This is a genomic window from Shewanella zhuhaiensis (assembly GCF_022484835.1).
Taxonomy (GTDB): Bacteria; Pseudomonadota; Gammaproteobacteria; order Enterobacterales; family Shewanellaceae; genus Shewanella; species Shewanella khirikhana.
Genome location: NZ_JAKUDL010000001.1, coordinates 1,031,303 through 1,045,892 on the forward strand (window position 1 = coordinate 1,031,303; position 14,590 = coordinate 1,045,892).

The window sequence follows — 14,590 nt, forward strand, 5'->3', positions numbered from 1 at the left end:
GCTCCCCGTCCCTGGTGTTCGCCGCTCTCAGCATCCTTTTCTGCCCCAATGACTTGCCGCGGCAGGTCTGCACGGGGAGTGAAAGCAGAACTCGGTCTCAAGGTACCACGAAAGCTGCTAAAGTGACCAGTAATAGCCCGGCAATAAGTGCGGTTTATTTGTAACATTAGCCGCCCTCGGCTGGGGCAACTTTAGGGCAACAGTTGGTGAGCTGGCGTCAGTTCACTGGGGCGAAAAGTCTTGCATGGCTTATGCCTGATCCCCTATGTTGAGCGCCATATGATTGAAAAACGTAAAATAAGCGCGGAGGGAGTCTTCGGATGAAGCATGTGGATCTGGTTTTTGGCACTGTATACGGCAGCGCCCAGTTTGTGGCCGAAACACTGGCGGATGAATTAACAGCGCTTGGCTACCAGCCACGGCTGTGGCAGGCCCACGAGTTATCCGCATTCACCCCTGAAAAAGGTTTATTGATTGTGGTGTCATCCACCACCGGCAGCGGCGATTTGCCCGACGATATTCAGCCTTGGTATTACCGCCTCAAATCATCAGCGCCTTACCTTCCCTCGCTCAATTACAGCGTGATAGGTCTGGGTGATTCCAGCTATACCGATTTTTGCGGTGCCGGTGAAAAGCTCAATGAACTCTTTGCCGAACTCGGCGCCAGGGCGGTATTGCCGCTGCTGCGTATCGATGCAATGGAAACCATGGAACCGGAGACAGAGGCCAAAACATGGCTGTCGCAGTGGCATCAGCAGGTTCAGAGCGGCCAGGCCGCTTAAGCCGACTTAATCGGCACTGGTTTCGCTTCGCCCAGCGTCTGTCGCAGACGCTGCTTATTCCTATTGCCATTTTGCCTGCCGCCGGGGTCATGATTGGTCTTGCCACCAATCCGTTGCCCTTTATTCCCGATGCGTTGAATGTGCTGATGCTGAGCGTCGGCAAGCTGATTTTCGATATCATGCCGATGCTGTTTGCCATTGCGGTAGCCATAGGTTTTTGCCGTGACCAGGGCATTGCTGCGTTTTCGGCTGCCTTCGGTTACGGCGTGCTGCTGTCGACTTTGGCAGCCGCTGCCAAGGTGTACCAGCTGCCCACTCAGGTGGTGTGGGGCACGCCGACCATAGATACCGGTATTGCCGGTGGCATGGCGGTTGGGGCGGTCACCTGTATTGCGGTGCGCCTCAGTGAGCGACTTAAATTGCCGGCGGTGTTCTCATTTTTTGAAGGCCGCCGCAGCGCGCCCCTTATTATGATCCCCCTGGTGATGATGTTGGCCATGATGCTTGCCTTTATCTGGCCGCCGCTTGAGCACCTTATCGAACGCATTTCCAGTTGGGCTGTATATCAGGAGCCCGCCATTGCCTTTGGGTTTTACGGCATGATTGAGCGCTTGCTGCTCCCCCTTGGGCTGCACCATATCTGGAACGCACCCTTTTATTTGGAGGTTGGGCAGTATCAGGTGGGGGATGAGTTGGTTCGCGGTGAAATGGCGCGGTATCTTGCTGGCGACCCTTCCGCGGGCAATCTTGCCGGAGGCTACCTTATCAAGATGTGGGGCCTGCCTGCGGCTGCCTTGGCTATCTGGCGCTGCGCCGACAAAGAGCAGCGCAACCGGGTGGCAGGGGTGATGCTGTCGGCTGCCGCCGCAAGCTGGCTTACCGGCGTTACCGAGCCGGTTGAATTTGCTTTTCTGTTTGTGGCGCCGCTGCTGTATTTGCTGCATGCGCTGCTGACAGGCCTTGCCTACAGCGCATCGATTTTGCTGGATGTGCACCACAGCGTGGTGTTCTCCCACGGGCTGGTGGACTTTGTGCTGCTGTTGCCCCAGTCGAGTAATATCCACTGGTTCTGGTTTTTGGGGCCACTGATCTTTGTGGTCTATTACGTGCTGTTTCGTGGCTGTATTCTGGCATTTAACTTAAAGACCCCGGGCCGTTTTGAAGCCAATACCGGCCAGCAGCGCAATCTGCTGGCGATGATTTCGGCTCTGGGGGGCAGCGCCAATGTTGCGGAACTCTCCGCCTGTTTGACGCGGCTGCGAATTAGCGTGCTTGACCCTTCGCAGGTGGATAAGGCCAGGCTGATGTCTCTCGGCGCCAAAGGGGTCATTGTTGTCGGCAGTGGTGTTCAGGTGGTGTTCGGAACCAAGGCCGAGACCTTACGCAAGCTGCTGCAGCGCTATCTGGATAGTCGAAACTAGGGCTTGTTGGTGTTTCGGCAATATCCAGGCGGTTTTTTTCCCGATTTGCTTATTCCCTCCCGATGATTTCACCATCAATCAAATTTATTAAGTGAATTCTGCTGTTTGGGGCCTGCCTGTGGCATGCTCAGGGGCTATGTGTCTTTGATTGGGGAACGCAGAGTGTCGCAAGCGCTGCAACGTAGAGTACTTATCACCGATTGTGCCGATGCCAAGGGGCTGATAGCCAAGATAACCGGGGTTTGTTTTGATCATGGTTTGAATATCATCAAAAATGATGAATTCGTCGATAACACCGAGGGGCGCTTCTTTATGCGCACCGAACTTGAGGGCGATTTTGACGAGCCTAAGTTGTTGTCGGCCCTTTATGATGTGCTGCCTCAGCAAAACCATACCGTGCTTAAGCCCGGTGGCCGTAAGCGGGTTGTGGTCATGGTGACCAAAGAGGCGCACTGCCTGGGCGACCTGCTGATGAAGGCTTACTATGGCGCGCTGGATGTGGACATTGCCGCCGTGGTGGGTAACTACGATAACCTGCGCCAGTTAACTGAAAAATTTGATATTCCCTATCATTTTGTCAGCCATGAAGGGCTTGATCGCCATCAGCATGAGGCCGCGCTGCTTGAGGTGATTGCACCCTATGCGCCGGATTATCTGGTGCTGGCCAAATTTATGCGGGTACTGACCCCGGAATTTGTGGCCCAGTATCCAAACCGCATCATCAATATCCATCACTCATTTTTGCCAGCTTTCATCGGTGCCAATCCCTATCGGCAGGCCTGGGAGCGCGGCGTGAAAATCATCGGTGCCACGGCGCATTTTGTGAATAATTGCCTCGATGAAGGACCCATCATCAAGCAGGATGTTATTCATGTGGACCACAATTACAGTGCGCTGGAAATGGCGCGTGCAGGCCGTGACGTTGAAAAAACCGTGCTGAGCCGGGCGTTGGGGCTGGTGCTTGCCGATAAAGTAGTGGTGTACGGCAATAAGACGGTGGTGTTCTGATTTGCTGAGCACAAACCCATAAATCCAAAAGGCGCCTTCGTGACTCTCGGCGCCTTTTTGTTACTCAGAGTGCAACTGTGAGGTCTATATTGTATCAACGCTCATTCAGTGAAGCTCACGTATATGCGCTCGTCGGCGCCGGTCATAGTCAAATCTTTAATGGTTACCTGCCCGGGTAGATAGTGGGCAATGCGCTTTGCTGTGCGGTCGGCACCGTGGGACAGCGCAAATTCGTGGAAACTCTCGCCATTACACACCAATCGGGGAAAAACCCGCTGTTCATTGATGCGGTAGTCTTTCATGGTGTCGTAAAAGCGAACCATATTATTGCTCATACCCGCTTTGCATACGGCAATCAGGGCGTTTTCCACACTGGGGCTCATGGCCGCCGACGCACCAAAACAAGCGGTTGCCAGTGCCAGGGCGGTCAGGACATGCTGCGTTTTCATAAGTACTCTCCTCGTTGTACAGACGCCCCTGAATTACAGCCCTCTCCTTGCACAAAATCGACACTAAAAGTATGTCGTTCTGTATCTGTTTGTGACTATCCACCGCTGATTGACACTGGGATCCAGCGAAGGGGGACACTTTTGTATCCATTGCGGCAAGTGCTTGAAATCGGCGTAACCTAATGCACCGCGATTAGGTTGCGGTGGATAAGTTTTCAATAAAAAAAGCAGGCCTAAGCCTGCTTTTTTTAGATTGTGCGCGTGTTAGTCAACCATGCGCAGCAGTTCGTTGATACCCACCTTACCGCGGGTCTTTTCGTCGACTTTCTTCACTATGATGGCGGCGTACAGGTTGTACTTGCCACAGCTTGAGGGCAGGGTGCCTGATACCACTACCGAGCCTGCAGGTACACGGCCATAGTGGATTTCGCCGGTTTCACGGTCGTAAATACGGGTGCTCTGGCCGATGTAAACGCCCATGGAGATCACCGAGCCTTCTTCCACCACCACGCCTTCTACGATTTCAGAGCGGGCGCCGATAAAGCAGTTGTCTTCGATGATGGTTGGGCCAGCCTGCAGTGGCTCGAGTACGCCGCCAATGCCTACGCCGCCGGACAGGTGCACGTTTTTACCAATCTGAGCACAGGAGCCAACGGTGGCCCAGGTATCAACCATGGTGCCTTCGTCAACGTAGGCGCCAAGGTTTACGTAAGATGGCATCAATACGGTGTTTTTACCGATGAAAGAGCCCTTGCGCACGGCGGCAGGTGGCACCACACGCACGGCTTCGGCGCGAAAACGTGCTTCGTCGTAGTCGGCAAACTTCATGGGTACTTTGTCGAAGTACTTGGTTTCAGCACCTTCAATAACACCGTTGTCGAAGATGCGGAACGACAGCAGCACGGCTTTCTTCAGCCACTGGTTAACATGCCACTGACCGTCGATTTTCTCGGCCACACGGACTTCGCCCTTGTCGAGCATGTTGATCACAGTCTCTACATCGGCGCGGATGCTGGGATCGACACTGGTAGGGGTGATGGTTGCGCGAGCTTCAAAAGCCGCCTCGATACGCTGGCGTAAAGCCTCCATTTGGGATCTCCCGTGTGTAGTAAAGGGTTAAAAAATCGCACTCTGGGACAGGGCGCCAACCAGCGCTTCCCGGAGTTTTTGCTGTTCAGTCTCGCTGAGGGCCTGACCTTCGCGGGTTTGCAGCACGAAAAAGTCTTCCGCTCGCTCACCGATGGTGGTGATTTTGGCGGCCAACAGGGTGATTTCACAGCGGTAAAAAATGTCGCCGACCCGAGCCAGCAGGCCCGGCATGTCCAGCGCGATGAGTTCCATCATACTTGTACCATGACGGCTACCGGGCAGAAAACTGACCTGTGTCGGTACATTAAAAGGTTTCATCTTTCTGGACAGCTTGCGAAACTTCGGCGGCTTGGGGTTTTCGCTCGAAAGCGCCTTTTCAAGCCCCTTGCGGATACTCTGAATTCGGGACAGCTGAGTCAATGGCTCGCCATCCTGCTCAAGGATAACAAAGCTGTCGAGGGCATAGTTGTCCCTGGACGTCATTACGGTGGCGTCGTGAACGTTGATGTTCTTGTTATCCAGCACCGCCATCACGGTGGCAAACAGCTTGGGCCTGTCTTTGCAGTACACAAACAGCTCGGTACCGCCGCGGGTGGTGTGTTTGGAAATCAGCACCAAAGGCTCGTCCTGGCGATGCTTTAAAATGCCTTCGGCGTGCCAGGTTATTTGGCTTGGCTGATGACGCAGGAAGTAATCGGCCTTGAATCTGGCCCACAGGGCATCGAGATCTTTCTCTTTCACGCCGCGGCGCAGCAGCTCTTTTTTGGCCTTGGCCTGATATTCCCGCACCCGGGCGCGGATATCCACCGGCTTTTCGGTGCCCCGGGCCAGCACCCGCTGGGTCGAGAAGTACAGATCCCGAAGCAGCGAACCCTTCCAGTTGTTCCAGGTTTTCTCGTTGGTGGCGCAAATGTCAGCCACTGTAAGGCAATAAAGGTAACTCAGGTGCACTGCATCGCGGACCTTACCGGCAAAGTCTGCGACCACGTCAGGGTCGGAAATATCCCGCCGCTGGGCCGTTACCGACATCACCAGATGGTTTTCAACCAGCCAGCTCACCAGACGGCCGTCGTGATCGTTAAGGCCATGGGCCTTACAGAATGCCAGTGCGTCCACGGCGCCAAGCTTACTGTGATCGCCGCCGCGGCCCTTGGCGATATCATGGAAAATGGCCGCAAGCACCAGCAGGCCTTTTTTCGGCAGCTGGTTTATCAGCACAGAGCCAAGCGGAAACTCATCTTTCTGCTCAGGCTGGGAGAAACGTTCGATATTGAGCAGCAACCTGTGGGTGTGCTCATCCACTGTGTAGGCGTGGAACAGGTCAAACTGCATCTGACCTTCGATGGCGCGCCAGGCAGGCAGATAGGCCGAGAGGATGCCGTGTTTGTGCATCAGTGAAAACGCCGAAATCCCCCGCGGGTGGCGCAGGATCTCCATAAACACCTGACGGCACTCGCCGTACTCCATCAAAGGCTGGGTTAACGCCTTGCGGGCCTGGCGCATCGAGCGCAGGGTAGGGGCGTAGATGCCGCGGATATTGGAGTTACGGGCAATCAGCAAAAACAGCCCCATGATGTCTTCGGGCTTGCCAAAGGGCTCCTCGGCCAGAGCTTCGATAAAGCCGCCACGACGCTGGAAGTTATCGTTGATAGGCACGATTTCCAGCGCCTTGATGTGGCCGAGGGTGGCACGCTTAAAGAGCTGCAGCAGCATCTCGTTAAGTTCCATCACCCGCCGCACTGTGCGGTAGTAGAGCTTCATCATCTGCTCTACCGCAAGCTGGGTGTCATCCTCATACCCCATCAGCTGGGCCACCTGACGTTGCAGGTCAAACAGCATGCGGTTTTCATCGCGACCTGAGGCGATGTGCAGCGCAAAGCGCAGTTGCCACAGGTATTGCTGACACTCAAGCAGCTCTTCAAGCTCTATGGGTTCAAGAAAACCGTGGCCGACCAGTTCTTCGAGCCGTGACGCATTAAAGTGGCGCATGGCCACCCAGGCAACGGTTTGAATGTCGCGCAGGCCGCCGGGGCAGCTTTTTACATTGGGTTCCAAATCAAAGGCACTGGCCTTGGTGTGACGTGCTTGCTGCTCGTCGCGTTTGGCGACAAAAAAGTCGCTCGAGGGCCAGAAGTCTTCGGTGCGGATGGCATCGTAAAGCTCGTCAAACAGCGGCTCATGGCCGGCCAGAAAACGGGCTTCCAACAGGTTGGTGGCAATGGTGATATCGCCGCGTCCCTGTGACAGGGTTTCCTTGACGCTGCGCACGCTGTGGCCGATTTCAAGGCCTGCGTCCCACAGGAAGGCAATAAAGTAGCCAAGCACGAACTCGGCTTCTTTGGGCAGTTTTTCATCGACCAAAAACAACAGGTCGATATCTGAATGGGGGTGCAGCTCGCCACGGCCATAACCACCCACGGCAATCAGCGCCACCGGATAGTTGCCCAGGCCATGGTGCTCCCAGGCGCTGATAAGCAGCTCATCTACCCCCAGACAACGACGGCGTACCAGTTCGACCACGTTTTCGCGGGCCGAAAAGGCCAGCGCCAGTTGCTGATTCAGCGCCTGCAAAGACGCCTTGGCCTGCTGAGCCGTCGTCATGGCGTGCCTTATTTATGATTGATTACGCGGGGAAAATCTTCTTCGCTGCGCAGGGTCAGAACTTCTACCCCGGTCTCGGTCACCAGCAGGGTATGTTCCCACTGGGCAGAGTTTTTGCCGTCGATGGTAGTCACAGTCCAACCGTCATCTTTATCCAGTACGGTTTGGTGACGACCGGCGTTGATCATGGGTTCGATAGTGAAGCACATGCCGGGGCGCAGCACAGTGTTGTCGCTGTTTTTGTAGTGAACAACCTGCGGCTCTTCGTGGAAAGTGGCGCCAATGCCGTGGCCACAGTAGTCACGGACGATGCTGTACTTTTCAAGGCCGCTCTTGGCACCCTTGATGACTTTTTCGATGGTGGTGCCGATTTCACCGAGCTTGAGGCCCGGGCGTACTTTGCGGATAGCAGCGTACAGGCTTTCCTGGGCGATGCGGCACAGGCGCTTGTCTTTGGGAGACACTTCACCGATGAAGAACATCTTGGAGGTATCACCGTGGTAGCCATCTTTGATTACTGTGATGTCGATATTGAGGATGTCACCGTCTTTGAGGACATAGTCAGACGGAATGCCGTGGCAGATCACCTCGTTTACCGATGTACAGATGGACTTGGGGAAACCGTGGTAGTTCAGTGGCGCGGAAATGGCCCCTTGCTCTTCGGTGTATTTGGCACAAATCTCGTTCAGTTCATTGGTGCTGACGCCTGCCTTGACGAAGGGGGCGATCATTTCCAGCACCTCAGCGGCCAGTTTGCCGGCGGCGCGCATTTTTTCTACTTCAGCGGGCGTCTTGATGACTATACTCATGCAGTTGTTATCTCACCTAGTATCACAGGGAATTCGGGGCGCTTGGTTGCCAAATTGGGCCTGCAAAAATTTGTGCTTTGGCCGGAATTATGGTATAAAGCGCGCCGTTATGTTTGACTCTCAAAATCACTGCGGCGGGAAATCCTGGGCAGTGATGAGTGAAATATGGCGGCCATTATACATGGCTAATCTGTAAATACTAAATCGCACACGTGTCGACACATGCCTCGGGGTGCTTCTGGTCAACAGGTCAGGGGTCGAGGTCATGGGATACGTGGAGGTAGAACCCCTTTTTTACTTTTAAGGTATTCAAAATGACTACAGTTTCAATGCGCGACATGCTCCAGGCCGGTGTTCACTTCGGTCACCAGACCCGTTACTGGAACCCTAAGATGAAGCCATTCATCTTCGGTGCCCGCAACGGTGTACACATCATCAACCTTGAGCACACTGTACCAATGTTCAACGAAGCTCTGGCTTTCATCAGCAACGTAGCTTCCAAGAAAGGTAAAATCCTGTTTGTTGGTACCAAGCGCGCTGCCAGCGAAGCTATCAAAGAAGCCGCTGTTTCTTGTGACCAGTACTACGTTGACCACCGCTGGCTCGGCGGTATGCTGACCAACTGGAAAACCGTTCGTCAGTCAATCAAGCGTCTGAAAGAGCTGGAAACCCAGTCTGTTGACGGTACTTTCGACAAGCTGACCAAGAAAGAAGCTCTGATGCGCACTCGCGAGCTGGAAAAGCTTGAGAAGTCTCTGGGCGGTATCAAGAACATGGGCGGTCTGCCTGATGCTCTGTTCGTGATCGGTGCCGACCACGAGCACATTGCTATCAAAGAAGCCAACAACCTGGGCATCCCAGTGGTTGCCGTTGTTGATACCAACGCTTCTCCTGATGGCGTGAACTACATCGTTCCTGGTAACGACGACGCTATGCGTGCTATCCGCCTGTACACCGAAGCTGCTGCTACTGCTGCCAAGTCTGGCCGTGGTCAGGATCTGGCTGTACAAGCTGAGCAAGACGGTTTCGTAGAAGCCGAATAATAAGGCGTGATGAGTTTCATCTCCCTTATTAACCAAGATCTATGATTGGTTAACAGGGGCCCATGGGCCCCTGTTTCATACCTGCTGACTCGGCAAGTGATTGCCGACTATCTATAGAGGAATTTAACAATGGCAATTTCTGCTGCCCTGGTTAAAGAACTGCGCGAGCGCACTGGCGCCGGCATGATGGATTGTAAAAAAGCTCTGGAAGAGACCAACGGTGATATCGAGCTGGCTATCGATAACATGCGTAAGAGTGGTGCTGCCAAAGCTGCTAAGAAAGCCGGTAACATCGCTGCTGAAGGTACCATCCTGATCAAGCAGGGTGCTGGTTTCACCGCGCTGCTGGAAGTGAACTGTCAGACTGACTTCGTTGCCAAGGACTCTAACTTCCTGGCTTTCGCTAACGAAGTTCTGGACGTAGCTGCCGCCGGTAAAGTAACCGTTGAAGATCTGAAAGCTCAGTTCGAAGAAGCTCGTGTTGCTCTGGTTGCCAAAATCGGTGAAAACATCAACGTTCGTCGCGTTGAGTACATCGACGGTGCCAACGCTGCTTCTTACCGTCACGGCGACCGTATCGGTGTAGTTGTGACCGGTGAAGCTGACGAAGAAACTCTGAAGCACCTGGCCATGCACGTTGCGGCTTCCAAGCCTGAATACGTAAACCCTTCAGACGTTCCTGCTGAAGTGGTTGCCAAAGAGCGTGAAGTTCAGGTGGAAATCGCCATGAACGAAGGCAAGCCAAAAGACATCGCTGAGAAGATGGTTGAAGGCCGTATGAAGAAGTTTACCGGTGAAGTATCTCTGACCGGTCAGCCATTCATCATGGAGCCTAAGAAGACTGTTGGCGAATTCCTGAAAGAGAAAGGCGCTTCTGTTTCTAGCTTCATCCGCCTGGAAGTGGGTGAAGGTATCGAGAAGAAAGAAGAAGATTTCGCGGCCGAAGTGGCCAAGCAAATCGCTGCTTCTCAGAAGGCTTAATCGCCACTTAGGTAAGTACCCCAAGACCGCAGCAGCCGCTGCGGTCTTGTTATAACCAGGACAAAAATCATGAGCACCAATCCAAAACCTGCATTTCGTCGCATTCTTCTCAAGTTAAGTGGTGAGGCCCTGATGGGCTCAGAGGGCTTCGGTATCGATCCCAGCGTACTGGATCGTATGGCTCAGGAAATCAAGGAACTGGTAGAACTGGGTATCCAGGTTGGCGTAGTGATTGGCGGTGGTAACCTGTTCCGCGGTGAAGGTCTTGCCAAGGCGGGTATGAACCGCGTGGTGGGTGACCACATGGGTATGCTGGCGACTGTGATGAACGGCCTGGCGATGCGTGATGCTTTGCACCGTGCCTATGTGAATGCCCGTCTGATGTCTGCAATTCCCCTGAACGGTGTGTGTGACCGTTACAACTGGGCCGAAGCTATCAGCCTGCTCAAGTCCGGACGCGTGGTGATTTTTGCCGCCGGTACCGGTAATCCTTTCTGCACCACCGACTCGGCTGCCTGCCTGCGAGGCATTGAAATTGAAGCCGATGTCGTGTTAAAAGGCACCAAGGTTGACGGCGTCTATTCTGCCGACCCAATGAAAGATCCTGAGGCGAAGAAGTACGATGAACTGACCTACGCCGAGGTTCTGGACAAAGAATTGAAAGTGATGGATCTGTCGGCCTTTACCATGGCCCGTGACCACGACATGCCTATTCTGGTCTTCAACATGAACAAGCCCGGTGCCCTGCGCCGTGTTATCATGGGTGAAGAAGGTGAAGGCACCATCATCAAAAAATAAGTGACAAGTTTGAGTACAATCGGGGAGCTGCGGCATGCCTCAGCTTCCTTAATGACCGAAAAGGACATTTATCGTGATTGAAGATATCAAAAAAGACGCTCAGGAGCGCATGGGCAAGTGTGTTGAATCCACCAAGGCGCAAATGGCCAAAGTACGTACCGGCCGTGCTCACCCAAGCCTGCTGGATACCATCCATGTTAACTACTACGGTACTATGACCCCACTCAAGCAAGTGGCCAACGTCAGCATTGAAGATGCACGTACCCTTGCGGTAAACGTGTTTGACCGTAGTGCCATCCAGGCGGTTGAAAAGGCCATCATGAGCTCAGATCTGGGTCTGAACCCTATGTCTGCCGGTGCCACCATCCGCATCCCGCTGCCACCGCTGACCGAAGAGCGTCGTCGCGATCTGGTTAAGGTAGTTCGCGCCGAGGCTGAGCAGGGCCGCGTAGCCGTACGTAACGTACGTCGCGATGCCAACTCTCACTTCAAGCAGCTGGAAAAAGACAAAGAGTGCACCGAGGATGATGTACGTCGCAGCGAAGACGAAGTACAGAAAATCACCGATCAGCACATCAAAAAGATCGACGAAATCCTGGCTGCCAAAGAAGCGGAGTTGATGGAGGTCTAAGCCTCCGGACTCCACGCTAGAGTTAAGACGCCGTGTAGAGGTATACTACACGGCGTTTGTTTATTTATAGGGTTGTATATCGATGTCTTCCAACAGGGAAATTACCGCTGAACCGACCACAGAGTCTATGCCTCAAGAGGTCTCTGAACTGGTCAATCAGTCCCTGCCACGACATGTCGCAATCATCATGGACGGTAACGGCCGTTGGGCGCAGGCTCAGGGCAAACCCAGGGTGATGGGGCATAAGGCAGGGGTGAAGGCGGTGCGCCGCGCTGTAAGTACTGCGCGCCAGCTCGGCATCAAGTCTTTGACTCTATTTGCATTTTCAAGTGAGAACTGGCGCAGGCCAGATACCGAAGTCAGCCTGCTGATGGAGCTTTTTTTCACAGTGCTGCGCCGTGAACTCAAGTTGCTCGACCAAAATGGGGTACGCCTGAACATTATTGGCGATACCAGCCGTTTCTCCGAGCGTCTGCAAAAGCAAATTCGCGATGCCGAGGCCAAAACGGCCAACAATACCGAGCTGGTGTTGAACGTGGCAGCCAACTACGGCGGCCGCTGGGATATACTTCAGGCAGCGAATCAATTGGCACAAAAGCTCGCATCTGGTGAAATCGACAGCAGTCAGTTTACCGAAGAGGCATTAAGTCAGCATTTGTGCATGCAAAATCAAGGGGAAGTTGATTTAATGATCCGCACTGGTGGCGACTTCCGCATCAGCAACTTTGTGCTCTGGCAGGCGGCTTACGCTGAGTTGGTGTTTACTGACACCCTGTGGCCTGATTTCGACGAGCAGTGTTTTAAAGACGCCATCGCCCTGTTTGCGAGTCGTCAGCGCCGTTTCGGATTGACTGGAAGTCAAATCGAAGAAATGCGCGCCTGAGTTTTCTTTTACGAGGGACGTTTTTTGCTAAAACAACGAATAATAACAGCAATCTGGCTTATCCCGCTGGTTTTCGGTGCCATCTTTTATTTGCCGTCTGACTACTTTGCCTGGGCCTTGGTTGGGGTGTTTTTGATTGCCGCCAAAGAGTGGGGGCGGATTATCGACGCCGACTGTCAGATGACCCAGTGGAGCTTTACCATTACGCTCGCCATCCTGTTGGTGGCACTGAATATTCTGGTGCCCAGCGCGGAAGTGTGGAACACAGGACATCTGCACCCGATATTTTTGGCTGTGACCCTGCTTGGTGGCCTTTGGTGGCTGGTGGCCATGGGGCTGGTGGTGACCTATCCCAAGAGCGCCCGTCTGTGGCAACGCAGCCATATGCTGAAATCCATGTTTGGTCAGCTCACCTTGTTGCCTTGCTTTGTGTCTCTGGTGGCGCTTAAGTCACTGAGCACCGCCAGCGAGCCCTATTTTGGCGGCGCCCTGGTGTTTTTGGTGATGTTGGTGGTGTGGGCGGCCGATAGCGGAGCCTACTTTGCCGGTAAGGCGCTGGGACGCACCAAGCTTGCACCCAACGTCAGCCCTGCCAAAACCATCGAAGGTCTGGTGGGCGGGCTTATCACCACCATGATAGTGGTGGCCATTGTGATGACCCTGTCACCGCAACAGGAAATGGGACTGGTGATTGCTGTCACCCTGTTTACTGCGTTGGCGTCGGCCCTCGGCGATTTGTCCGAGAGCATGTTCAAGCGGGTTGCCAATATCAAAGATTCCGGCACCATTTTGCCGGGTCACGGTGGCGTGCTTGACCGTATCGACAGTCTGACTGCGGCGCTGCCTGTGTTCACCCTTATCTACATCGCCTTTTGGATGTAAGCATGCAAAATCTGGTGATCCTGGGGGCCACGGGCTCCATTGGAAAAAGTACCCTCGATGTGATTAAGCGAAACCCCGGTGCGTACCGGGCTTTTGCCTTGGTGGCCGCCAGCAGCGTGGCTCGTATGCACGAGCTTTGCCTTGAGCATCGCCCTCGCTATGCCCACATGGTTGACCCGCAGGCAGCAGCCGAGCTGAAAGCGGGTTTACCGGCCGAGCTCAACATTGAAGTCAGCACCGGTGAAGCGGCGCTGCTTGGGCTGGTGTCGGCCGCCGAGGTCGACACTGTGATGGCCGCTATTGTGGGTGCCGCCGGTTTGGTGCCAACCCTGGCGGCGGTACGTGCCGGTAAGCGGGTACTCTTGGCCAACAAAGAAGCCCTGGTGATGTCCGGTGAGCTTTTTATCGAAGAAACCCGCAAGAGCGGCGCCACCTTGCTGCCCGTGGACAGCGAGCACAACGCCATCTTCCAATGCCTGCCTGAACAGGCGCAGCGCGAAATAGGCCGCTGTGATTTATCGGCCGCCGGGATTTCCCATATTTTGCTGACAGGCTCAGGTGGCCCGTTTTTAACATCGCCGCTGGACTCCCTGGCCGCGATGACACCGGCTCAGGCCTGCAAACACCCCAATTGGTCCATGGGCCCGAAAATCTCGGTGGACTCCGCCACCATGATGAACAAGGGGCTGGAATTTATTGAAGCCCGCTGGCTGTTCAATACCGCCAAAGATGAGCTTAAAGTGGTCATCCACCCGCAAAGCGTTATTCACTCCATGGTGCAGTACCGCGATGGCAGCGTGCTGGCGCAGATGGGTAACCCTGACATGCGCACGCCCATTGCTCATGCAATGGCCTATCCAGAGCGAATTTCTGCCGGGGTGGAACCTTTGGACTTTTTCAAAGTCGGACACTTAAGTTTTTGCGAGCCAGATTTTGCCCGTTTCCCTTGCCTGAAACTGGCGATGGATGCCTGCCAGCAAGGGCAGGAAGCCACCACAGTGCTCAATGCCGCCAACGAGGTGGCTGTGGCGGCCTTTTTGAACGGTCAGATAGGTTTTACCGATATCGCTGTGATTAATGGCGAATGTCTGGGTAAGATAGCCAAAACCCATCTGGATTCACTGGATGCCATTCTGGCTCTCGACAGTGAAGCCAGGCGACTGGCAATGCAACTGGTGGCACGCCACTGATTTTAAGGACTTAATCGAAGGAG

General features: G+C 54.2%; 14 protein-coding genes. 10 read left to right on the forward strand and 4 right to left on the reverse strand.

The features are described from left to right. The first annotated feature begins 320 nt into the window (after window positions 1-320). The 3 genes from MJ923_RS04410 (at window position 321) to purU (ending at window position 3,211) form a co-directional block, all read left to right on the forward strand. Complete coding sequence (locus MJ923_RS04410) at window positions 321-782, forward strand: flavodoxin (RefSeq protein ID WP_240590055.1); 462 nt, start codon at window positions 321-323, stop codon at window positions 780-782. Further along, on the forward strand, window positions 734-2,203 hold the full coding sequence (locus tag MJ923_RS04415; protein WP_240590056.1) for a PTS transporter subunit EIIC: 1,470 nt from the start codon (window positions 734-736) through the stop codon (window positions 2,201-2,203). Before MJ923_RS04410 ends, MJ923_RS04415 begins: the two co-directional genes overlap by 49 nt. 162 nt (window positions 2,204-2,365) lie before the next feature. Continuing rightward, on the forward strand, window positions 2,366-3,211 hold the full coding sequence (purU, locus tag MJ923_RS04420) for a formyltetrahydrofolate deformylase (protein WP_240590057.1): 846 nt from the start codon (window positions 2,366-2,368) through the stop codon (window positions 3,209-3,211). Window positions 3,212-3,312: 101 nt separating this feature from the next. Here the strand turns inward: purU and MJ923_RS04425 are convergent, their stop codons facing one another. The 4 genes from MJ923_RS04425 to map all read right to left on the reverse strand — a co-directional run bounded on the left by MJ923_RS04425 (window position 3,313) and on the right by map (window position 8,159). After that, window positions 3,313-3,660, reverse strand: a complete 348-nt coding sequence (locus MJ923_RS04425; RefSeq protein ID WP_240590058.1) for a DUF3718 domain-containing protein — start codon at window positions 3,658-3,660, stop codon at window positions 3,313-3,315. 264 nt (window positions 3,661-3,924) lie between these two features. Further along, the gene (gene dapD, locus MJ923_RS04430) at window positions 3,925-4,749 is read right to left on the reverse strand and encodes a 2,3,4,5-tetrahydropyridine-2,6-dicarboxylate N-succinyltransferase (RefSeq protein ID WP_240590059.1); all 825 of its coding nucleotides are present in this window, start codon (window positions 4,747-4,749) and stop codon (window positions 3,925-3,927) included. 27 nt (window positions 4,750-4,776) lie between these two features. Next, on the reverse strand, window positions 4,777-7,350 hold the full coding sequence (gene glnD, locus MJ923_RS04435) for a bifunctional uridylyltransferase/uridylyl-removing protein GlnD (protein WP_126166265.1): 2,574 nt from the start codon (window positions 7,348-7,350) through the stop codon (window positions 4,777-4,779). Window positions 7,351-7,358: 8 nt separating this feature from the next. Further along, window positions 7,359-8,159: a type I methionyl aminopeptidase gene (gene map / locus MJ923_RS04440; protein WP_240590060.1), complete on the reverse strand. Its 801-nt coding sequence runs from the start codon at window positions 8,157-8,159 to the stop codon at window positions 7,359-7,361. A gap of 314 nt (window positions 8,160-8,473) precedes the next feature. Here map and rpsB point away from each other — a divergent pair, with 314 nt between their 5' ends. From rpsB to ispC, 7 genes are all read left to right on the forward strand, one after another. Beyond that, window positions 8,474-9,202 carry a 30S ribosomal protein S2 gene (gene rpsB, locus MJ923_RS04445; protein ID WP_126166267.1) on the forward strand — a complete coding sequence of 243 codons (729 nt, stop codon included), beginning with the start codon at window positions 8,474-8,476 and terminating at the stop codon, window positions 9,200-9,202. A 129-nt stretch (window positions 9,203-9,331) separates the two neighbouring features. Next, entirely contained in the window at window positions 9,332-10,183 is an 852-nt protein-coding gene (gene tsf / locus MJ923_RS04450) for a translation elongation factor Ts (protein ID WP_126166268.1), read from the forward strand. Between the two features lie 69 nt (window positions 10,184-10,252). Then, on the forward strand, window positions 10,253-10,981 hold the full coding sequence (pyrH, locus tag MJ923_RS04455) for a UMP kinase (RefSeq protein ID WP_126166269.1): 729 nt from the start codon (window positions 10,253-10,255) through the stop codon (window positions 10,979-10,981). A gap of 73 nt (window positions 10,982-11,054) precedes the next feature. Next, window positions 11,055-11,612, forward strand: a complete 558-nt coding sequence (gene frr, locus MJ923_RS04460) for a ribosome recycling factor (protein ID WP_126166270.1) — start codon at window positions 11,055-11,057, stop codon at window positions 11,610-11,612. Between the two features lie 82 nt (window positions 11,613-11,694). Continuing rightward, entirely contained in the window at window positions 11,695-12,495 is an 801-nt protein-coding gene (gene uppS, locus MJ923_RS04465) for a polyprenyl diphosphate synthase (protein WP_126166271.1), read from the forward strand. Between the two features lie 24 nt (window positions 12,496-12,519). Continuing rightward, the gene (locus MJ923_RS04470; RefSeq protein WP_240590061.1) at window positions 12,520-13,377 is read left to right on the forward strand and encodes a phosphatidate cytidylyltransferase; all 858 of its coding nucleotides are present in this window, start codon (window positions 12,520-12,522) and stop codon (window positions 13,375-13,377) included. A gap of 2 nt (window positions 13,378-13,379) precedes the next feature. Further along, window positions 13,380-14,567 carry a 1-deoxy-D-xylulose-5-phosphate reductoisomerase gene (gene ispC / locus MJ923_RS04475; protein WP_126166273.1) on the forward strand — a complete coding sequence of 396 codons (1,188 nt, stop codon included), beginning with the start codon at window positions 13,380-13,382 and terminating at the stop codon, window positions 14,565-14,567. Window positions 14,568-14,590: the final 23 nt, after the last annotated feature.